The following is a 21,566-nucleotide window of genomic DNA, read 5'->3' as shown; positions in this document are numbered from 1 at the left end:
AGTTAATTCACAACTCATTACTCCTAACTTCTAAATAAATCAATGTTTTTTAGACTGTGAAATAGGAGTGCTACTTTATCTAAATCCTTATCTCCTGGTGTCCGTTCCACACCACTAGATAAATCAACGCCGCTAGGATTAACCTGATTTAGGGCTTCCACAATATTATCGGCTGTTAGTCCTCCTGCTAAAAACCAAGGACAACTAGGGCTAAATTGTTCTAGCATCGTCCAATCTAAAGTTTTGCCTGTACCACCCAATTGTTGCGGATGGTAGGCATCAAGTAGCAAAGTATCTACATATTTGGTGTAATCAACCGCTGTGTCAAGATGCTCAAGACTACGAATTCTCAATGCTTTAATAATTTCGACATTTGGTAAGGCTTGACGTACTTGGTAGCAAAAATTTGGTGATTCATCACCGTGTAACTGCACACCAGTCAACCCAGAATCAGCAACTACCTGACTGATTTCAAGGATACTGGCATTGGCAAAAACCCCAATTGTGTCAATATTTTTTGGGAGTTCTGCCACTGCTGCCCGAATTTGAGATGTACTTACGTAACGAGGTGAGTTTGGTACACAAATAAATCCTAGTGCCGTTGCGCCTAGAGAGGCGATCGCTATAGACTGCTGTGGTTGAGTAATGCCGCAAATCTTAACGCGCATGAATATTTAACAAATTTAAACTAATCATCTGAAAAGTCTAAACTATCTAAAAAATTTTTGGGCCTTGTAATTTTATAATCTTGTAGGTCTACATTAACTTTTCCATTCAGGAGATAAAAGCTTGATTAACTCTATTTTATTAGCAGCAGCTGCAACTGTTCCCGCAACACCTGCGTGGAATCCTATAGTAGGCATCATCATCAGCGTCAGTAGCTTAGTAGTTGTTTTGTTAAGTACTAAGATTGAAAAACCCTTAGTTGGCCCCAAGTTCCCTATCCTGCCGATTAGTATTCCAACATTCGTTGCAGCAATGGCTTTTGGTCATATTATTGGCGTTGGCATTGTTTTAGGACTGACTAACATCGGTCGCCTGTAGTTTTGTAATGACAGAGGTGTTACTTGTAACCCCACTATCAATGCAAAACTCCTACAAATGATTTTGGGCAGGGGGAGTAGGAAAGAAATAACTTATGACCCATGCCCAATGCCCCTCAATAGTGCTGATTAATAAGTGCTGAGTAAAAAAGTGAGATTCCCTACTCAGCACGGGTTAAACCTTAGCTATCCGCTAACGGAATTCTGAACTGTTTTGCCCATCCCAATTCCCAATTCCAGAGTTTTGCTCATAGGCATTAATTGTCTATTCTAGAAATAAGAGCATTTCATCACTTGTTACTACCGAATTGATGCTCAATATAAATGTATATACGAATATACATAGTATTTTGGTATAAAAAGTACTGATAATATCTAGTTTTAGGGCAGTGTAATGCAAACAAATTGGAGAGTTGGGTCATTATTTGGAATTCCCCTGTTTTTAGACCCGTTATGGTTTGTGATTTTAGGGTTAGCAACCCTGAATTTTGGGGTAGCTTACCAAGAATGGGGAAATGTTATAGCTTGGAGTGCTGGAATAGTTATGGCACTGCTGCTTTTTGGTTCGGTGCTATTGCATGAGTTGGGTCATAGCTTGGTAGCCCGATCGCAAGGCATTAAAGTTAATTCAATTACCCTATTTATGTTTGGCGGGATTGCTGCTATTGAAGAAGAATCTAAAACTCCTTTCAAAGCCTTTCAAGTAGCGATCGCTGGCCCTTTAGTGAGTATCATCCTATTTTTTCTGCTCCGTCTGGCAGCTTTTGTGATACCTGATACTAATCCCCTCAGTGTCATGGTTGGAGATTTGGCGAGAATTAACTTAGTGGTGGCTCTATTTAACTTGATTCCCGGCTTACCTCTAGATGGGGGGCAAGTGTTAAAAGCAGCACTATGGCAAATCACAGGTAATCGTTTTCAAGCCGTACACTGGGCTGCAAAGGCGGGACAAATATTGGGTTATAGTGCGATCGCTTTCGGATTTGTTGTAGATTTTGTTACCAGAGAGTTAGTAGTTGGTTTGTGGATTGCGCTGTTAGGTTGGTTTGCTGTCCGCAACGCTAACACCTATGACAACATGACTACATTGCAAGAAAGCCTACTCAAGGTGGTGGCGGCCGATGCGATGACTCGTGACTTTCGGGTAATTGATGCTGACCAGACATTGCGTTCCTTTGCCGATTTATACCTTTTAGAAACTACTCCCTCACAGGTTTATTTTGCTGCTTCTGATGGTCGTTATCGGGGTCTAGTTTCCATTGACGATTTTCGTTTAACCCAAAGGAGTGAATGGGAAACTGAAACTTTACATAGCATTGTACATCCGCTGACAGAAATACCTACCGTTGCAGAATCAACATCGATTGCTGAGGTAATTAACAAATTAGAAAATGAGCAGTTACCTAGAATTACCGTACTTTCTCCCGCTGGTGCCGTAGCTGGTGTAATTGACCGAGGAGATATTGTGCGATCGCTAGGACAAAAGTTAAATTTGCAGATAACCGATGCTGAAATTAAGCGCATCAAGGAAGAAGGTAGCTATCCGCCTGGGTTGCAACTGGGAGGAATAGCGAAGTCAATTACAAATTAAACGTCATACACTCGTCATAGGTTTGCAATAAATACGTCAAAAGCTTGTGTGATATTGAAATTGGTATTTGGTTACAAAATGCTTTTTTTGGGTAAAAGGTAGGATTTCCTACCTTTTTTATTTATTTATAAAAATATAGCGTCGGCGTAGCTCGTTGTAGACATCGCTTTTACCTTACTTGTCTGGATTTGCAGGGGTTGATGGTAAATTATTACAGAGATGGCGATCGCTCTCCACATTAGGGTTATTCTGCAAATAGTCACCAAGGCGATCGCAAGCCCCTTGTATCAGCTCATCGAATGATTGAATGCGCCACAGTTGAGCGATACCATCATCACCTGCAGTAGCTAAGAACTTTCCATTGGGGCTAAAACTAACGCTCTCGATTTGAGAACCTCGATGCCCTGTCCAATCTGCAAACTTTTGACCCTGTAAATCCCACAACTGTACAGTACCTTTGTCCCCGCTACCAACAATCATCTTGCCATTGGAGGTAAACGCCACCGCTTTTAGTTTGAAGCCAGATATCTGGAATGGCTCTCCCAACTGTTTACCTTGCAAATTCCACAAGCGAACAGTACCATCATCTCCGGCACTGGCTATTTGCTTACCATTGGGACTGAACGCTATAGCATAAACAGGGCCTAGATGACCTTGAAATGGCTCTCCCAACTGTTGACCTTGCAAGTCCCACAAACGGACAGTACTATCCTTTCCGGCGCTGGCTATTTGCTGACCATCTTGACTAAAACTGACACTGTTGACTATGCCTCGATGACCTTGAAATGGCTGTGCTAATTGTTGACCTTGCAAGTTCCACAAGCGGACAGTACCATCATCTCCGGCGCTAGCTATTTGCTGACCATTCGGACTAAAACTGACACTGTTGACTATGCCTCGATGACCTTGAAATGGCTGTGCTAATTGTTGACCTTGCAAGTTCCACAAGCGGACAGTACCATCATCTCCGGCGCTGGCTATTCGCTGACCATCTCGACTAAAACTGACGCTGTTGACTTTGCCTCGATGCTTTGTGAATTGTGCCTGCCGATCGTTTAAGTTCCACACACGGACAGTACCATCATCGCCAGCACTAACTATTAGCTGTCCATCTTTGCTGATACTGACGCTTCTGACTGGCCCTTCATGCCCTTGAAATTTATCTAACTGCTTGCCTTGTAAGTTCCACACACGGACACTCCCATCTCCAGCAACGCTACTTACTTGCCGACCGTTGTGGCTGAATGCCACATCCCAGACCCTGCCTTCATGCCCTCTCAATGGTTCTCCCAATTGCTGACCTTGTAAATTCCACAAGCGGACAGTCTTATTTTCTCCTGCTGTTGCTAGTCGCTGACCATCCGGGCTAAATTTGATGCTGCTGATACTGTCTTGATTCCCTTTCCATTCTCTCAACAGCTTACCTTGCTGGTTCCACAAGCTAACAAGACCGTCATCGCCAGTGCTAGCGATGATTTTATCGTCCGGGCTGAATGCTACCCCCCAAACCAGCTTTTCTTCTTGTTTTTGAAGCACAATCCTTCCGAAGGGTTGCCCAATGGGATTGCCTTGTAAGTCCCACAAGCGGACAGTATTGTTTGCTCCTCCGGTAGCTAAAAGCTGACCATTGGAGCTAAAACTGATATTTTTGACAAAGCTTTGCTGTGCTTGCCATTCTTTGACAAGACGACCTTTTAAATCCCACAGGCGGACGGTATCATCGCGGCCAGCAGTAGCTATTAGTTGGCTATTTGGACTAAAAGTAAGATTATTGACCAAGCCTTGATCTGCTGGCCATTCTTTTACAAGCTGACCTTTTAAATCCCATAGGCGGATAGTGTCGTCATCTCCAGCACTAGCCAGAAACTTATTATCTGGACTAAGAAAGCTTCTGACTGTACCTTTATGCCTTTCCATGCGAATGCGTTCTCGGACTGAAAAAACTGCTTTTTGCAGCGTTCCTGTGACTTGATTTTGTAGCTGTTCACCTGGATTAAATAATCGCAACAGTGGGTGTTGCAGTGACCTTCCTGCTTGTAAGCTATAAATTAACCCATCTAACCCTTGCTGCTGTAGCTTTGCTTCTGCCGTTTCTCTAGAAGCACTGGTTTCACCAATCTTTGCACTTCTTTGACTAATCAGCGCCCAAAGAGTCAACCCGCTTAAACCTAAGATAACTGCGATCGCAATCCGCCATCGCCAACTAATGTTCCGGCGTTTCTGTAAAACACTTTGTTGGACAAATTCTGTTTCTAACTGGTTAAACCAATTGTCATTTAACTGGAGTTCCTGATTCAATACATCAAGATAAGGATTACTATTCCAAAGAAACTGTATAGGTTTCTCTCTCAAACCCTCTTGTTGATGCTGTCTTTGCTGTAATCCTTGAACAAGCCGAGTCGGGATTTTGCTAAATAAGTTTTCAGCAACGTATAATCTGCGATCTAACCAATCAATTACAGTTTCAGCTTTGGCTTGCAAACCTGATGGCTGTTTTTTGCTGGCGACACTTTCCCACTCTTCGGCAGCTGCTGTTAACCGCCGCTGTAAAATTATGTCTTCTTCTTTTTTCCACTTGAGTAATTTATCCCATCCCTCCACTAAAGCATCATGGGCTGGCTCTACATACGGTTCGCCTTGAGAATTAGAACCTTCAATGATTAAGCGGGCTTCAGAAAAACGTTTGATGACTGTTTGCACGCGATCGCTTTCTTGTTCATCGGCGTAAATTAGTTCAGACTTGGGAACCTGTCGCCTTGCTAAGTCGCCACCCTGCAATGAAATCATTCGCAGCATTACCCGCCGTACTGTGTTTTCATAAGCGGGAGATGAAGCAACTAGTCGATCGTATTCTTGGTTAGCACGTTTGGTTAGAGAACCAACTACTCTTCCCAACTCTTCGTAATCTTCCTTTTTTAAGGCGCGGTTGTCCCTTCGTTCCTCTAAATATTTCAGGTACAATTCGCTGAGGGTGAAAGAAAGTAAGGGTAAAGCACCTGGCATTTGTACGACTTCGTTGATCAGTTCATCCACCAAGCTGGGAGGGTCGAAATATACCACTTTTTCAGATGCTGGTTTCTCAATTGCTTCCCGGAATTCATCTTGGGTCATTGGTGGGACGACAAATCGGGTATCATCATTCCAAAAGTCTTTGAGTATAGAGTTTTGAAACTGACCCTCAAAGTCGAGTCGCAAGGTGATAACTACATGGATTTTGTCGGGATATTTAGTGATCGCATTCTCGATCAATTTCTGAAATTGCTCTCGTTGTTCGTCACTCTTACACAGGGTAATCAACTCTTCAAACTGATCGACTGCTAGCAATAGTTTAATCTGGGGATTAGTCTGGCTCCAACGTTCAACGATGTTTGCTAAAGCTTGCTCGTCTTTTGCTAATTCTGCAACAGTAATTGTAGTTGCAATTGCTAAACACACCTGTGCTAAAGCCTGCAAAGGAGTTTCCCCTGGACGCATGGGGTCTAAAATCTGAAATTTATGCTCCTGGGAATCACGCAGACACGGTAATAACCCGGCTTTCATTAAGCTGGATTTACCTGTTCCAGAAGCGCCTAGTACCACTGTCAACGTTTGTTTATTGGAAACGACTTGCTGATAAAGCTGTTTGATTAGGTTGTCTCTACCAAAAAACAAGTTACTGTCTTTTTCGTCATAAGATTGCAATCCTCGATAAGGATTATTTTCGAGATTAAGTGGTGGTGCATCCTCCAATTTATCTCGGTCAAAATTAGGTAGTAGGAAGATGAATTCTCCTTTGTCATGTTTTCTCAAGGGACACAGACTTGGAGTTTGCCGCTTATAATTCTTTTCTGTGACAACTTCAACTTGATCTCGCAAATATGAGTACAGTTCAGTTGCCGTAACGATGCCATCATCATTCGAGTCAGCTTTTTTGTCAGTTCCACGTAGGGCATCAAAAAGCGCTTTGGCAAAGGGAGAGTGAATCTCGTTACCTTCTTTTACTTCCCCCCGCACACCCAAAGAATCCAAAGCTTTTTGATCGTCTGCAGCAGAAGTAATTACTTGCCAAGCGGCATCGCTGATAAAGCGATCGTAGCGTTCTTTATAGACTGTGACTTTGGGCTGAATCTCTCGCTTGAGACTTGCCCAACGAAAAGCGCCTGCAAAACAGCAATCTAAAATTGTTAACAGATGCCGACAAGGGAGTGCATTCAGGGCATCATGTAACTCCTGCATCGGCAAGTAGGTACTACTATCTCCTAAAGTGGCATCTTGCGGAATCAAATAACCTACTGGCCCCTCTTGATTTTCTAGAGCCTCTAAAGCGATACCATGTCCAGCAAAATAGAAGAGGATGCGATCGCTCTCGGTAATTGCCACTTTTTCGTTGTCAAAAGGTATTTGTCCTTGTTTGAAGTCTTCAATCAGTTCTTTGAGTTTGCTAAGGGTAACACGTTTATTCAATAGCAACTGGACTTCATATTTATTTTCTGCTTGATATTGCTGTTTGAGATTCTGATGTTGCTCTTGGAGAATTTGAGCAAGTTTTTGAGCATCAGGAACTGCTGTTTTTAACTCTCTAATACCATTTACATAGTCATTGATACCAATAATAATCGCAAAATTCTGGTTGAACTTATGCTTAGACATTAGTAGGCCTCATCTAATATCAATTCCAGTTGAATAATTATGAAAATCTCTTGCACAGAGACAGCATCAAATCTGATGCATTTAACACAATACTTTTAGATTAAGATAACTTGTACGACTGATAACTTCGCTTTAAGACGTTACATTGCAACCTCTCAACACATATCAAATCTCTACAAACAATCCTTAAGTTAACTGTATTGGTATATAATTTATCAAGGCAACAAGAACAAAAATAAATACTTATTTTTGCCTTTCAACTGTTTGCTTCTTTTGTTGGGCGACGATCGCTGTAATCAAAGCGTCTAACCCGACTTCTGGTAATTCGATGCTGAAGTAACTTAAGTGGTCGCAAGCTACTTGTTGAACAAAGGGTGCAAGCGATCGCCCTTTTGGAATATTCTCAATACTATCTACAGTGACTGCAATATCATTATGTACACCAAAGAAAGGTAAATTTACAACTTTCTTAAATAAACTTTGCTGTAACCGTTCTAAAACACTAGATTTTTTCTCTAGCTGTTGCTCCAATGCTGCCGGAATAATAGATGTGTTGCCAGCGATAATTGAGTAGGGAATGCCAGGATCTTCACTTGCTGCCAAAGATTTGAGAAAATCAGAGTTTGGGTTTAACTCAGCTAGAGCTACTCTAATATTTTTTTCCAGAATTCCCATCAAACCTGTCAGCACTGTTACAGGCCAAGCAACTGTAGAAAGTCTGTTGAGTCCAATACCCAAAGTGAGTTTGACCCAATCTTCAACAACTGGCCAAGGAAAACCGGCGTTTGGTGTACCTAACATAATTAAATGTTGGACAACTTTATTACCTCCTTCTCGTTCAATAAACCAGCGGGAAACTAAACCTCCCATTGAATGAGCAATAATGTGCAGTTCTTTACCGTGGTTTGCTCCTAAACTCACTTCTGTTAGTCGCTGTTTCAAATTTTCAGCATTCTCTTTAATTGAAGTATTCAGATTTTCGTAGTCAAAGGTCAGAACCACGTCGTAAAGTTCGCTGATAGAAAGCTTTTGCCCATCTGGTTGCAATACTGCTTGATTAATGCTACTAATTAAACTTTCAGTGTCGCCAAGAATACCGTGTATATAGAGGGCAATTCTTTCTGCTTTTGCTACTCGCTGCTGAACATCAATCACATTGCGTTTATAAGTTACTTTATTATCATCTCCTACCTCAGCCACTGCTAAAATGGGATACTTAAATTCCCGTCCAAAATGGCGACTGATTACTTTTTCAAAGAAGATGCGAATAGACCCTTGTAGGCTACGTTCTCCCTGACTAACTGGAGCTGTTAATCGTTCTATGTCAATTTCTATTTTGCTATCTTGAGTTGTTTTACCGTGACCTAAAGGCAAGAAAAATTCCCCATCATAGCCAACAGCAAGAAGGTATTCATTGTCTGCTAACGGTGCATCTACTAATAACTTCAAAGGTGCATCTGGGGTGACAACTGTGTAATCTTGAATTTCGTTCAATTCCAATATACTTAATCCAGGGTCGGTACCTCGACTGGTAGTAAATTGGAAAGGTCGAGTAACTTCTGCATCTTCCCGCAGGATAGGGGGCAAAATTTGATTTCCTAAATCTCGGCTGACTTGCGGTGTGGTAGTTAGGCGAGCATTTGCCACCAAGCTAGGATGCACCTGTAATTTCACCCCTGCTCCTAATAATTTTTGTTCTGTCTGAGAAACTGGTGTAGAGTCTAAGGGACGTACAGTGGTAATGGTAATTTCTTGTGCATACCAATCGTCATACTTTGCTGCACTTTTGGCTTTGATTTCACGATTTTGACTTCGATTTATCAAACGCTCAAGGCTACTTTGATTTGCAGATTCTAAATCTCTTGTGACAGGTAGACGAGGAGCATCAAGTTTATCCTGAATCAGCAATCTAGCATCAAATTCCTCGTTACTGACAATCAATTTAATTATGTCTTTGTACTCAGTAATCCCCTGTAACCACAACTCGTCTGGCACTTCGAGTATCAAGTTTTCGCCGTCTAGAGCCAGTGCTGATTCTCCTGGTTGTAGCCTAATGCTACCTGCTTCAAAAAATGGGGCGCTAATAGCGAAACTGTCTGAAAGGTTGACTAAGCCAAAGAAAAGTGGGTTCTGACTTTTATTAGTGAGTTTCAGTTTAAATTCTGGATTTTGCCACTTACCATCCCTATACGTGTACTGCAAACGCATCTGCTGCAATTGAGATGATTCTTCATTTTCAAAGATGAGTTTCATCTCTACATCATTGGCTCTAATATTAGTTGCTGGATTTGAGAGTTCTGCAATTGTTGTCCAACGGGAAATATGTTCCAAACGTTGAATTGCCTGTTTTGCATTATCTGGACTATAGCCATCAATTTGAGCTACTAAAGGTCGGTCATCTGTAGGTCGGGCAATTAAATACTGTTGATGACGACAAAGTAGGCGAAACTCGGCTTTACCAACTTCTTTCTCCTCGCGTACATAGGGTGAAGCTTTACCATCAAGTCCAGCTGTTGCTAGTGCTTGGTGTGCGAGAGTTACACCAGCTTCATCTCCCTCAATATGAACGCCTAAAGGTGGTAGCGGTAGGCTGGTAATAACTGCTTTAAAAGAAGTATCATCAGCAGTGAGGTTTGGCACATCTTTGATATCTACCTGACTCTGCGTTGCTAGTACGCTAGTCACTTTTGCTGTACCCACAGACTTTGCTGGGTCACGCAGGTCTTGGATATTGGCATCAAAGGCAAACAGTGCTAGTAAAGTGGTTTCCCCGTCTTTGGGCGGTTGCACTCCGCAGACAGCATCACCATCAATTACCCAGCCATAGTTTGGGTCATTTTTAACAATAAAGTAGGGGTAACGTTCTGCGATCGCTCCATCAAGGAAAAATTTGTTTTCATCATCAGGATTCTTCACTTCCAACTGAGGAGACTGGGCTGTAATTTTACTGCGGATGATCGCATTTGTCCGCCCAAGCAAATCTCGATAAGTCAATTTGCCACTGGCTTTAGCAAGTGTATCCATCAAGAAATAAGAGAAACTACCCCGGTGTTTGTCACTCCCGTAGTATTCCTTCGCGGTTTCGTAGTCTCGACAAGCTGCTAGAAGTACATGACGACCTTTCGGTATCTTCCAGCCAGTGGGGTGTTTTTCAGGGTCACGGGAATCTGAAAGTTGCGTTAAGTCGGCTAGCGAAAAAATAAAACTATCCAGTGGGCGTTCTCGCTTGTCTGTAGGGAGGCGACGTATTCCTGTCTCTTGCAATGGGTCTTTAGTGCCAGAACCAGAGTGGCAACAATCCAAAATAATGGTAATGTGCGGGTCTTTTTCTGCTACTTCGGCAATAAGTTTTGCTAATTCTTTATCTGCCAAATCCCAGCCGCCTTCAGTACGACTGTCATAACAGACTAGGGTTTCATCAAGATGGTCAGGTTCTAAGTGCCAAAATTCTTTTGGTGCCAACTCCTGAGAACCGTGACCACTGTAGTAAAACAAAACTATATCATCTTGTCCAGCTTGACTAAGATACTTCCGAAAACCATCAATGACTGCCTTACGGGTTGCCTGGTTATCCTTAAGCGTTTGTAAATGTAATTGGTATTCTTTTTGATCGAATCGTTCGTTAAGATACTCTTCTATTGCTGTAATGTCGTTTACACAACCTTGGAGGTGATTATTTAAATTAGGATAATTGTCAATACCAATAAGCAGAGCGTATAAGTTACGAGTCATGGTTATTCATATTCCTGAAGCTATGATTTCTAAACTGCTCAGATAATAATGATTGGGATTTTGGTTTATTTCCCCACTTTTATGTTGGTTGAAAGTCTTTATTCTATGCACAAGATAACCGGATATCTAGGTTTTAAGACATTCACCAAAACCTTGATCATGAGTATAAAATATTCAATTAAATTTAAAAAGTACCCTCACGGGTATTTTTCGGATAACATTTTTTGTCTCGCGCCAAGGCAAAGACACCTGCTGTGTGTATTTTCTCCGTTGTTCGCGCAGCGTCTCCCCTTGGGAGAAGCAAGTAGCATCAAAATGTCCGTTGCAAAGGCGCGAAGCAGAGCGCCAAAAAAGCAGTTTTGCCCGAAGTATAGCGATCGCTTCAGATGATTGGGAAATTATTAAAACTTCAAGTTTAAAGTGAGTAAAATGTAAGGACGTGATATACTACACCTCTCACTTACCCTGGTTTTATGGCACTGCCAATTGTTGCAATTATCGGACGCCCAAATGTGGGCAAATCCACCCTGGTTAATCGACTCGCCGGGGAACAAACGGCGATTGTCCATGATGAACCGGGAGTGACACGCGATCGCACTTATTTGCCAGCTTTCTGGAATGGCCGCGAATTTTTAGTAGTAGACACCGGTGGTTTAGTTTTTAATGATGATACCGAATTTTTACCACTGATTCGCCAGCAGGCAATGACAGCCCTTGCAGAAGCGTGTGGCGCTATTTTTGTCGTTGATGGTCAAACAGGCCCCACATCGGCAGATTTAGAAATCGCCGAATGGATGCGCCAACAACCCGTACCTGTACTACTAGCTGTAAATAAATGTGAATCGCCAGAACAAGGCTTAATGCAAGCTGCGGAATTTTGGGAATTGGGATTGGGCGAACCTTACCCGATCTCCGCGATTCATGGCAGTGGTACTGGAGAGTTACTCGACGAATTAGTTAATCACATACCTGCGATTGAAGACATCCCAGAAACTAATGAAATTAAAGTAGCAATTGTGGGACGCCCGAATGTGGGCAAATCGAGCTTACTCAATTCTTTTGTTGGGGAAGAAAGGGCAATTGTCAGCCCCATTTCCGGCACTACGCGCGATGCTATTGATACTGTCATTGAACGAGCCGGACAAACCTACCGTTTGATTGATACCGCCGGTATTCGCAAAAAGAAACACATCGAATACGGTACAGAATTTTTTAGTATTAACCGTGCTTTCAAAGCGATTCGCCGCGCTGATGTGGTTTTATTAGTAATAGATGCCGTAGATGGAGTCACCGAGCAAGACCAAAAATTAGCTGGGCGGATTATCGAAGAAGGTCGAGCTTGCATCATCGTCGTTAATAAGTGGGATGCTGTCGAAAAAGACTCTTACACAATCTACGACTACGAAAAAACTCTGCAATCACGGTTACATTTTACCGAATGGGCAGAAACAATTTTTGTGAGTGCCTTGTCAGGACAACGGGTAGAAAAGATTTTAGAATTGGTGAAAACGGCCGCTGAATCACATAAACGCCGTGTCAGCACATCAGTAATTAATGAAGTCTTAACAGATGCCGTCAGTTGGCATTCACCCCCAGCATCTCGTGGTGGGCGTCAGGGTAAGATTTATTATGGTACACAAGTAAGTAGCCAACCACCAACGATCGCCCTATTTGTCAACGACTCCAAACGCTTCAACGACAACTACCGCCGCTACATTGAACGCCAATTCCGGCAACAGCTAGGATTTAAAGGCACACCAATTATTTTACTGTGGCGGAGCAAAAAAGTCCGTGATGCTGAAAGTGGTAATGTTAATAGAGCAACTCGCGTCAAAATAAGTTAGGAGACGCGATTCATCGCGTCTGTGCAAGAGAGATGCGATTAATCATGTCTGTACAAGAGTTATGAGTTAAAGCCAAAATTACTAACTACAGAACCCTATTGACTTGAGTTTCATAGGGGCACAAGGTAAAAGTTATGAGTTAAAGTCAAAACTCCTAACTCTTCATTCCTCACTCGTAACTCTAAAATGGATTTATTGCGATCGCTGCCACTTGGACTTTATTTAGAACAACCCCAAACTTGGCTGCATAAAATCGATCCGCGAGTCAAGTTCGCTTGGTTGATGAGCTTTTTAACAAGCTATGTTTTAGCCAACAACAATTGGCGGGTGCTGCTGGTGGTAATATTGATTATTGCCACCTTGATTGCGAGAATTCCTCGACGCGTATGGCAGCAGCAAATGGGTTGGCTATTAATGCTATCGTTTTTTGTGTTAGCGATCGCAGCCATCAGTCCTGATGGTCTGGGTGTAGATTATCAGTCACGTCTGCCAGCTAATGAACAAATTTTAACCCAGCCAGCCAACTCCAATAATATTAAAGAGCCAGCAGACGAGAAAAAAGCATACAGCTACGTGCTATTTCACAAAGGCCCGGTCAAAGTGACTCGTTACTCCTTGAGTTTGGCAGTACGCCTGAGTACACTTATATTTACCGTCATTTACAGCACCAACCTCTATCTGCTGACAACCGCACCAGAAGAAATCACATCTGGGATAGAAAGTCTAATGCAACCCTTGCGACGCTTCAAGTTGCCCGTTACAGAAATTACTTTAACTTTAACCTTATCCTTACGCTTTATTCCCCTGGTTTTAGAAGAAGTGCAAAACTTATTTCGCTCCGTGATGACAAGGGCAATTAATTGGAAAAAGCTGGGATTAAAAGGAGCATTCAAGGTTTGGATGACAGTCGCAGAAAGACTTTTAGAAAATCTGCTCTTACGAGCCGATCAAATGGCGAATGCCATGATGGTGCGGGGTTTTACCAGTCCCAATGAGCATCGAGTCCAGTGGCACGACTTACGATTAAAAGGGCGTGACTGGCTGGCGATCGCAACTTTAATTTTATTCTGGGGAATACGGCTAGCTATAGGAACTCAGGTTTAATTTTGCACCGAGAAAATGGTAAGAGGTAATACAGCAGAATTCAGGAGCAAAGCCGGAGACGCTCCGCCTCCGGTCAGAAGTAAAACATTCTTCTTCTCTCGATTTTCTCTATGCCTCTGTGGTAGCTTGCGGTAAGCAGCTTTGCGTCTACGTTCAAAAATTGACTTTGAGAGTTAAGCCTTAATTGAAACGTATTGAGCGATAGGTAACGATGTGGTATGGGAAATTAAACAGCTACCCAGCCATAAAATTGATCCCCTACCATTTAGCGTAGATTTTTGGTATTAACCAGGGTTATGCGAACACTACAAACTAATCTTAATATTTTTTACCGATTTATTTATGAATCTCTGCACAACGCTCAGGCATAAATATTGCACCACTGAAAATGCTAGATAGTCAATAGACCTTTTGCATAAATCAAAAACTGTCTCTTTCCCAGTCTCGGACTGGGAATGCCTATAAGAGGCTCTGCCTCTTGACTTGCAGCAGAGCCGCAATGAGGTGCATCTCCAGCCAGAGGCTGGAAACGAGGTTTTAAAGGAGTTTTAGCTTAAGTTGACACCAATGAGCAATACACCCTAGGCCTGCGAGGAGGAGTTGGGGGTGGGGTGTTAGGGACTTTTGTAAGAAGTTTAATAATAAAAGATAGTTTTCTTTCCAGTATCTAGCCCCCAGTCCCCAATTTTGTGCCATTGGGCGACAGTTGTGGCAGTATGGAAAGAAGTTGAAAAATTCGCTGTTGCTGTTGGGAACTTCAAAGGGTGTTTTTCCTTCCCACGTCGAACTTTCAACCAGAGGATCAGGAATATTTTGTGCCTTGTCCCCACAGATTAGTAAATTGAAGTCACCAAAGCAGATGGTGATATTTGTCGAACAGCCTCTACTCTTTGAATCTACGCTTCGCGGCTTTTGTTATACCATTGCGCTTCACTACCACTAGCTTCATCTGCCCATTAGGAACTAGATCAAGGTCTTCGTAACCGCAGTTTCGCATCTTAACCAAATATTCTGACGAATGTTGGTATTATCGTCTGAATGTTTGGAATTCACTGCGAAAAGATATATATACTTCCACCTTGACTACACCTTGACTCTTAAATGAATCCAGAAAACGCAGAAACTTACATAAACCATCCAACTTGGGGTTTACTCTACAAAATCTGTATGGTTGATGAGAACCAGGATTTGTTCACCACACTTTATGCCCAGCGCTTATTTTTTTTGGTGGCAAATGACGTTAAAGGTGTTAAATTCCAGTCTCTAGGGCGTACTGAGGCGAGAATGATGTTGGAAAATCGCTTACGTACCCTGCGGCGCAGTGGGCATTCTCAGGAGTACGATCAGCTTCAGAGTGTTTTCCAGCGCACCTTCCAATGAACAGTTCGATTTCCGAACGTATTGTTACTATTCGTTCCTCTCTGCCAACTTCAGTCAAATTGATTGCTGTTAGCAAGCAAGTTTCTGCCCAGGCCATTCGGTCTGCATACAACGCAGGAATTCGTGATTTTGGGGAAAGTCGTATCCAAGAAGCTGCCAGCAAACAAGCCGAGTTGCAAGACTTACCGGATATTACCTGGCACTTTATTGGACATTTGCAAAGCAATAAAGCCAAAAAAGCCATCGAGCATTTCCCTTGGATTCACTCCGTGGATAATTTGAAGCTGGCACAGCGCTTAGACCAATTGGCGCAACAGCTAGGAGTGAGTCCCCAGATTTGCTTGCAAGTGAAAATTCTCCCCGATCCCAATAAGTCTGGTTGGAGTGTGCCAGAACTTTTGGCTGATTTACCCATACTCAATTCTTACAAAAATTTACAAATTCAAGGTTTGATGACAATTCCGCCTTCAGGATTAAATGATTCCGAAATTCTCAATGTGTTTAATCTCAATTGTCAGCTAGCCAAAGAAATCCAGGAGCAAAACTGGTCGCATATTAAAATGCAGCACCTATCTATGGGTATGTCAGGCGACTACGAACTGGCAGTGCAAGCAGGCGCAACAATGGTGCGATTAGGAACAATCTTGTTTGGCGATCGCTCTTAGCCGATTAATCATCAGCCTTGTAGGGCAGTATTAATCGAAGCTAAAGATTTGATGACAAGAATTTTGTAACAGACTGGTGCAATCTGAAACAAAGGATATAGTATTGACAAGAGCAATCGCCAAGAGAAAATTGGGTATAAAGAAGTTTCCTTCGGATAAACCGTAGGATATAATCTTGACTCATTATTATGTTTAGGCGATGCACAGACCTTTCCAATAAGTGTCGGTTCATCGCCAAAACCCGTAGTATAGGCTACAACTAGCAATACAGTTGCTGAAGTATGCACTGATGTAGGCATCGCTCCTAGCTCAATCAATCCTCAGCCAAGTCAATACTGGCTATTCGCACCAGGAGAGTACACACGCAATGAACAACATTTTTTCCAAACTCAGAGACTTTGTGGGTCTAAATGAGCAAGTTGAATACGAGTATTACGAAGAAGAACCAGAAACAGATAATAATTACCAAAATCTGTATCAGCAAGAAAATCCCCAACCAGCACCACAAGAGAGTACAGCCGCTCAAAATCGACGCTGGCGGGAACCAGTGCCTACAATGGGAGATGATATGACAGCAGGTCAAAAGCCAATGGGGAATGTGATTGGTATGCCAGGAGCAATTAACGGAATTTCGGAAGTTTTAGTACTCGAACCACGCACCTTTGAAGAAATGCCCCAGGCAATTCAAGCGTTGCGAGAACGCAAGTCAGTGGTATTAAATCTGACAATCATGGACCCAGATCAAGCTCAACGAGCAGTAGATTTTGTTGCAGGTGGTACTTACGCACTAGATGGACATCAAGAGCGCATCGGTGAAAGCATCTTTTTGTTTACACCAAGTTGTGTCCAAGTTAGTACCCAAGGTGGTGTTCTTCATGAAGTACCACAACCACCAGCACGTCCATCTCGTCCTACAGGTACTCCAAATCAAACCTGGGGCAACGAAACTAACCGGATGGCACAATAAAGTTAAATTAGTTTTTAGTCGTTTGTCCTTTGTCATTTGTCCTGGGTTTTGATCGTAGTGACAAATGACAAACGACTAATGACTAATGACCAATACTTCGGCTTCGCTCAGTACAAGTGACTAATGACTATAAAATTTGGCTTAATTGGTGGTGGGGTAATGGGAGAAGCACTCTTATCCCGCCTTATTGCGCGTGGAATTTATCAATCATCAGAAGTCATAGTTAGCGAACCGCTATCTTCACGCCTAAATTTTTTAAAACAGCAATACGGTGTTGCTGTGACGACAGATAATAGCCAGGTTTTCACCGAAGCAAAAGAAGTTCTATTTTTGGCAGTGAAACCGCAGGTATTTAGTGCGATCGCTCAAGAATTAGCAGATATTGATATTCTTAATAGAGAACATTCACCTCTAATCATTTCTATTTTGGCGGGTGTGCCCTTAAGTCAGCTAGAAGCAGCATTTGTGCAATTGCCAGTGATTAGAGCAATGCCCAACACCCCGGCCACTGTGGGAGCAGGAGTTACCGCGATTTGTTTAGGTGCATATACCAATGCCAAGCATTACCAAATAGCACAGCAAGTTTTTTCTGCTGTGGGCGAAGTAGTGGAAGTTTCAGAAGTGCTGATGGATGCAGTTACAGGGCTATCTGGTAGCGGCCCGGCTTACGTGGCGCTCGTGGTAGAAGCACTTGCAGATGGCGGAGTCGCCGCAGGTTTACCTAGAGCAATTGCCAATCAACTAGCCTTGCAAACCGTACTGGGAACAGCGAAACTGTTGCAGGAAACCAAAATGCACCCAGCAGAACTCAAAGATCGTGTTACCAGTCCTGGTGGTACAACCATTGCGGGAATTGCCAAGCTAGAACAGGCAGGATTTCGATCCGCTTTAATTGAAGCAGTCAAAGCTGCCACAGAGCGATCGCAAGAGCTGGGAAAATAAAGTTAGCAGTTAGGAGTTATGAGTTATGAGTTTTAACTTCTAACTCATAACTCATAACTCCTAACTCTTAACCTAACGAAGTTGACAAAAGACTCGTTAGTATAGTAAACAATCTGGTTGCAAATGTGATTGAGTGAATTATCCTGCACCGTCTCCAGAACTTGACTTAGGGTTTATATTTCCCTTTGAACTGGATCAGTTTCAAAAAGAAGCGATCGCGTCCCTGAACGCTGGGCGCTCCGTAGTCGTATGTGCCCCCACAGGTTCGGGCAAAACATTAGTCGGGGAATACGCCATTTATCGCGCCCTAGCGCGAGGAAAACGTGTATTTTACACCACTCCCCTAAAGGCGCTGTCGAATCAAAAATTACGTGACTTTCGAGAAAAATTCGGGTTCGATCGAGTCGGATTGTTAACTGGAGATGCTTCCATTAACAGAGATGCACCGATTTTGGTGATGACCACAGAAATTTTCCGAAATATGCTCTATGGTACACCCATTGGGCAAATCGGCATCTCATTAGTAGACGTTGAAGCGGTAATACTTGATGAATGCCACTACATGAACGATCGCCAGCGCGGTACTGTTTGGGAAGAATCAATTATCTATTGTCCCCGTGAAGTGCAATTGGCAGCCCTCTCAGCAACGGTTGCCAATAGCGATCAACTCACCGACTGGCTAAATCGCGTTCACGGCCCAACAGACCTGATTTACTCCGATTTTCGCCCAGTCCCCTTAGAATTTCACTTCTGCAATCCTAAAGGGTTATTTCCCCTACTGAATGATAGCAAAACCAAAATCAATCCCCGGCTTCAGAAGAAAAAGGGGAAAGGGGGAGAAAGAGATCGGGGGAGAAATGGCAGACCTGAAGCTCCAGGCATAATTTATACCTTGAGCCAGTTAGAGCAACGCGATATGCTCCCAGCAATTTACTTTATCTTCAGCCGCCGAGGATGTGATAAAGCAGTGGCGGAAGTAGGTGATTTATGGCTGGTAAATAGTGAAGAGTCCCAAATTTTACGGGAACAAATTGATGACTTTTTAGCTCGCAATCCTGAAGCAGGGCGTTCTGGACAAATTGCACCCCTGTATCGGGGAATTGCTGCCCACCACGCTGGGATTTTACCTGCTTGGAAAGCATTGGTAGAAGAACTATTTCAGCAAGGGCTGATTAAAGTAGTATTTGCTACCGAGACACTAGCAGCGGGAATTAATATGCCCGCCCGGACAACGGTAATTTCTACCCTTTCCAAGCGGACTGACACCGGACACCGCCTGTTGAACGCTTCCGAATTTTTGCAAATGGCTGGACGAGCAGGCCGCCGGGGGATGGATAAGCAAGGTCATGTGGTGACAGTCCAAACTCCCTTTGAAGGAGCCAAAGAAGCCGCATATTTGGGAACATCCAAGCCAGACCCTCTAGTAAGCCAGTTTACGCCCAGTTACGGCATGGTACTCAACTTGCTGCAAACTCACACCCTAGAGCAAACCAGGGAACTGATAGAGCGCAGTTTTGGGCAGTACATGGCGACCTTGCATTTACGGCCAGAATACGATGAGATTGCCGAATTGCAAAACCAATTAGCTCAACTTCATGAACAAATCGCCGCAGTTAATGAAAATGAACTGGCTGTTTATGAAAAATTGCGGCAACGCCTAAAGGTGGAACGCCAGATATTGAAAACCTTGCAAGAGCAAGCACAGTCAAACCGCCAAGAGGAATTGGTAATGATGTTGGGCTTTGCAGTGTCAGGAACTCTGTTGAGTCTCAAGGGCAAAAATATCACAGTGTCTTCCCCTGTAACCGCAGTGTTAGTGGGAAAATCGCCTGGTTCTGGTCAAGCTCCTTACTTGGTATGCTTGGGGCACGATAACCGCTGGTATGTGGCAACCACAGGGGATGTAGTCGATTTGTATGCCGAACTGCCGCGAATTGAAGTGCCGCCTGATGTACTACCACCGCCAGAGATGCCTTTGAAGCCAGGACAGTCGCGCCGTGGTAACGAAGAAAGCTTTGCGATCGCTGTGCGTATTCCCAATCCGATAGAATCTTTGCATCTAGCACCAGAAGTAGCAGAACAACTCAGTCATGTTACCGCTGTTCAAGAGCAATTAGAAGCTCATCCCCTACATCAATCAGGCAATGCTGCAACGCTTTTCAAACGTCGGTCCCGCTATGTCGAACTAGAAGCTGAACTCGAACAGTTGCAAGGGCAAATAGAGCAACAGTCACAACGTCATTGGGAAGAATTTCTCAATTTAATCGCCATTCTGCAACATTTTGACGCTTTGGATAACTTAGTCCCCACACAATTAGGGCAAATCGCTGCCGCCATTCGCGGGGAAAATGAATTGTGGCTGGGTTTAGTATTCGCTAGTGGTGAATTGGACAACTTAGATCCGCACCATTTAGCAGCAGCAGCAGCGGCTTTGGTGATGGAAACACCCCGTCCAGATAGCAAGGTTAACTTTGACCTTAGTAATGAAGTGGCAGAAGCCTTGAAAAAATTGCGGGGAATTCGCCACCAAATGTTCCAACGACAACGGCGGTATAACGTAGCGCTGCCTATATGGTTGGAATTTGAGTTAATTGCCATAGTGGAACAATGGGCACTAGGAATGGAGTGGATAGAACTCTGCGAAAACACCACCTTGGATGAAGGCGATGTAGTGAGAATTTTACGCCGGACTTTGGATTTATTGTCGCAGATACCCCACATTCCCCATTTGCGAGACTCTTTCCAGCGTAATGCCTATCGGGCGATGCAGTTGATTGATAGATTCCCTGTAAATGAGGTGGTTGAATAACCAGGATGCTCTTACGCTTTTACACAAAGACGTACAGAGAGTATTTAAAATAATTCGTAATTGAATTCTTCACTACGAATTACAAATTACCAATTAGCGCTCTTTTATGACTCTAATAAAAGACAAAATGTAGGTTGGATTGAACTGAACAAAGTGAAACCCAACAAAACCAAGGATTTTTTATGTTGGGTTTCGTTCCTCAAACGCCACTTGCTAAGAAAGCGGGAACGCTAAAAGCAAACCAGTCGGGAAACGCAAGGGCGCAGTGGCTTCCCAACCTACCCCTACGAATTACGAATTAGTACTTGTCTCCCCCTGCCCTTGTTTTATAAATGTCAGTAGTTCAACTTGTATGAGGTTAAGAAACAAGTAATAATTAATCTCAATAATTTTTGGTTTGATTAATCTCTACCACCTACCATGACTATTACCATGACAGCGCTGGAAGGAGGAGGCAGAAGCTGAAATGAATAACCTGCAAAACCCAGAGCCAGATGAGTTTATTTATCAAGTGCCTAGTTGGGAGGGTAAAGGATATGAGCGAGAGATTAAAGTGCATCCCAATCTCTCACTTTGTATTACGGACATAGAATTTCACCATGACTTGCTAAGAAAAATTACTGAATGGGATCATCCCGTGCAATTTAAAGTTACCCTTTCAGGCAAAAGTCTAGACGAATACGGAGGACAGGTTGGGGAAGGATACACACTCATTTCTGGTAGCGGCGTGCAACGAACAAGGTTAGTGGCTACTCCAAAAGGTCAGTACACAAGTGTTGATATCGAGATGACACCTAATTTACTCAGAACCTTTTTCCCCACAGAGGATGGAGATATTTCTCCCCAGTTGAAGTTTCTCA

Annotated in this window: 13 protein-coding genes; 9 read left to right on the top strand and 4 right to left on the bottom strand. The window is 43.2% G+C overall.

The window, feature by feature from the left end; translation table 11 throughout:
- Positions 1-23: 23 nt before the first annotated feature.
- Positions 24-668 (bottom strand): phosphoribosylanthranilate isomerase, encoded by a 645-nt coding sequence (locus tag V7K60_RS09075; RefSeq protein ID WP_334924786.1) that lies wholly within the window; start codon positions 666-668, stop codon positions 24-26.
- Positions 669-789: 121 nt separating this feature from the next.
- Between V7K60_RS09075 and psaK the strand changes: the two genes are divergently transcribed.
- Positions 790-1,044 (top strand): photosystem I reaction center subunit PsaK, encoded by a 255-nt coding sequence (gene psaK, locus V7K60_RS09070; RefSeq protein WP_334924784.1) that lies wholly within the window; start codon positions 790-792, stop codon positions 1,042-1,044.
- A gap of 393 nt (positions 1,045-1,437) precedes the next feature.
- Positions 1,438-2,634 (top strand): site-2 protease family protein, encoded by a 1,197-nt coding sequence (locus tag V7K60_RS09065; RefSeq protein ID WP_334924782.1) that lies wholly within the window; start codon positions 1,438-1,440, stop codon positions 2,632-2,634.
- Between the two features lie 174 nt (positions 2,635-2,808).
- Here the strand turns inward: V7K60_RS09065 and V7K60_RS09060 are convergent, their stop codons facing one another.
- Together V7K60_RS09060 and V7K60_RS09055 are read right to left on the bottom strand one after the other, a co-directional pair.
- Positions 2,809-7,263 (bottom strand): nSTAND1 domain-containing NTPase, encoded by a 4,455-nt coding sequence (locus V7K60_RS09060; RefSeq protein ID WP_334924780.1) that lies wholly within the window; start codon positions 7,261-7,263, stop codon positions 2,809-2,811.
- A 243-nt stretch (positions 7,264-7,506) separates the two neighbouring features.
- Positions 7,507-10,995 carry a caspase family protein gene (locus V7K60_RS09055; protein ID WP_334924778.1) on the bottom strand — a complete coding sequence of 1,163 codons (3,489 nt, stop codon included), beginning with the start codon at positions 10,993-10,995 and terminating at the stop codon, positions 7,507-7,509.
- A gap of 473 nt (positions 10,996-11,468) precedes the next feature.
- On the opposite strand from V7K60_RS09055, the gene der reads away from it, so the two are divergent.
- The 4 genes from der (at position 11,469) to V7K60_RS09035 (ending at position 15,988) form a co-directional block, all read left to right on the top strand.
- Entirely contained in the window at positions 11,469-12,839 is a 1,371-nt protein-coding gene (gene der, locus V7K60_RS09050; protein ID WP_292872583.1) for a ribosome biogenesis GTPase Der, read from the top strand.
- Between the two features lie 186 nt (positions 12,840-13,025).
- The gene (locus V7K60_RS09045; protein WP_334924774.1) at positions 13,026-13,943 is read left to right on the top strand and encodes an energy-coupling factor transporter transmembrane component T family protein; all 918 of its coding nucleotides are present in this window, start codon (positions 13,026-13,028) and stop codon (positions 13,941-13,943) included.
- A gap of 1,101 nt (positions 13,944-15,044) precedes the next feature.
- Complete coding sequence (gene pipX / locus V7K60_RS09040; protein WP_069068710.1) at positions 15,045-15,323, top strand: transcriptional coactivator PipX; 279 nt, start codon at positions 15,045-15,047, stop codon at positions 15,321-15,323.
- On the top strand, positions 15,320-15,988 hold the full coding sequence (locus V7K60_RS09035) for a YggS family pyridoxal phosphate-dependent enzyme (protein ID WP_334924772.1): 669 nt from the start codon (positions 15,320-15,322) through the stop codon (positions 15,986-15,988). The genes pipX and V7K60_RS09035 overlap by 4 nt, the downstream gene beginning before the upstream one ends.
- A gap of 11 nt (positions 15,989-15,999) precedes the next feature.
- Here the strand turns inward: V7K60_RS09035 and V7K60_RS09030 are convergent, their stop codons facing one another.
- On the bottom strand, positions 16,000-16,287 hold the full coding sequence (locus V7K60_RS09030; protein ID WP_334924770.1) for a hypothetical protein: 288 nt from the start codon (positions 16,285-16,287) through the stop codon (positions 16,000-16,002).
- A 68-nt stretch (positions 16,288-16,355) separates the two neighbouring features.
- Between V7K60_RS09030 and V7K60_RS09025 the strand changes: the two genes are divergently transcribed.
- The 3 genes from V7K60_RS09025 (at position 16,356) to V7K60_RS09015 (ending at position 20,706) form a co-directional block, all read left to right on the top strand.
- Complete coding sequence (locus V7K60_RS09025) at positions 16,356-16,955, top strand: cell division protein SepF (protein WP_190940948.1); 600 nt, start codon at positions 16,356-16,358, stop codon at positions 16,953-16,955.
- Between the two features lie 123 nt (positions 16,956-17,078).
- Entirely contained in the window at positions 17,079-17,897 is an 819-nt protein-coding gene (gene proC / locus V7K60_RS09020) for a pyrroline-5-carboxylate reductase (RefSeq protein WP_334924765.1), read from the top strand.
- Between the two features lie 133 nt (positions 17,898-18,030).
- Positions 18,031-20,706, top strand: a complete 2,676-nt coding sequence (locus V7K60_RS09015) for a DEAD/DEAH box helicase (protein WP_334924763.1) — start codon at positions 18,031-18,033, stop codon at positions 20,704-20,706.
- Positions 20,707-21,566 lie beyond the last annotated feature (860 nt).

This window comes from Nostoc sp. (genome assembly GCF_036917555.1).
Classification (GTDB): Bacteria; Cyanobacteriota; Cyanobacteriia; order Cyanobacteriales; family Nostocaceae; genus Nostoc.
Note: the sequence above shows the minus strand (reverse complement) of the source record. Positions and strands in the feature narration are given on the sequence as shown.

Excerpts from the sequence above, each read along its gene's own strand:
- V7K60_RS09075 (WP_334924786.1), bottom strand. The coding sequence starts at position 668 with ATGCGCGTTAAGATTTGCGGCATTACTCAACCACAGCAGTCTATAGCG.
- V7K60_RS09065 (WP_334924782.1), top strand. The coding sequence starts at position 1,438 with ATGCAAACAAATTGGAGAGTTGGGTCATTATTTGGAATTCCCCTGTTT.
- V7K60_RS09060 (WP_334924780.1), bottom strand. The coding sequence starts at position 7,263 with ATGTCTAAGCATAAGTTCAACCAGAATTTTGCGATTATTATTGGTATC.
- V7K60_RS09055 (WP_334924778.1), bottom strand. The coding sequence starts at position 10,995 with ATGACTCGTAACTTATACGCTCTGCTTATTGGTATTGACAATTATCCT.
- der (WP_292872583.1), top strand. The coding sequence starts at position 11,469 with ATGGCACTGCCAATTGTTGCAATTATCGGACGCCCAAATGTGGGCAAA.
- V7K60_RS09045 (WP_334924774.1), top strand. The coding sequence starts at position 13,026 with ATGGATTTATTGCGATCGCTGCCACTTGGACTTTATTTAGAACAACCC.
- pipX (WP_069068710.1), top strand. The coding sequence starts at position 15,045 with ATGAATCCAGAAAACGCAGAAACTTACATAAACCATCCAACTTGGGGT.
- V7K60_RS09035 (WP_334924772.1), top strand. The coding sequence starts at position 15,320 with ATGAACAGTTCGATTTCCGAACGTATTGTTACTATTCGTTCCTCTCTG.
- V7K60_RS09030 (WP_334924770.1), bottom strand. The coding sequence starts at position 16,287 with ATGCCTACATCAGTGCATACTTCAGCAACTGTATTGCTAGTTGTAGCC.
- V7K60_RS09025 (WP_190940948.1), top strand. The coding sequence starts at position 16,356 with ATGAACAACATTTTTTCCAAACTCAGAGACTTTGTGGGTCTAAATGAG.
- proC (WP_334924765.1), top strand. The coding sequence starts at position 17,079 with ATGACTATAAAATTTGGCTTAATTGGTGGTGGGGTAATGGGAGAAGCA.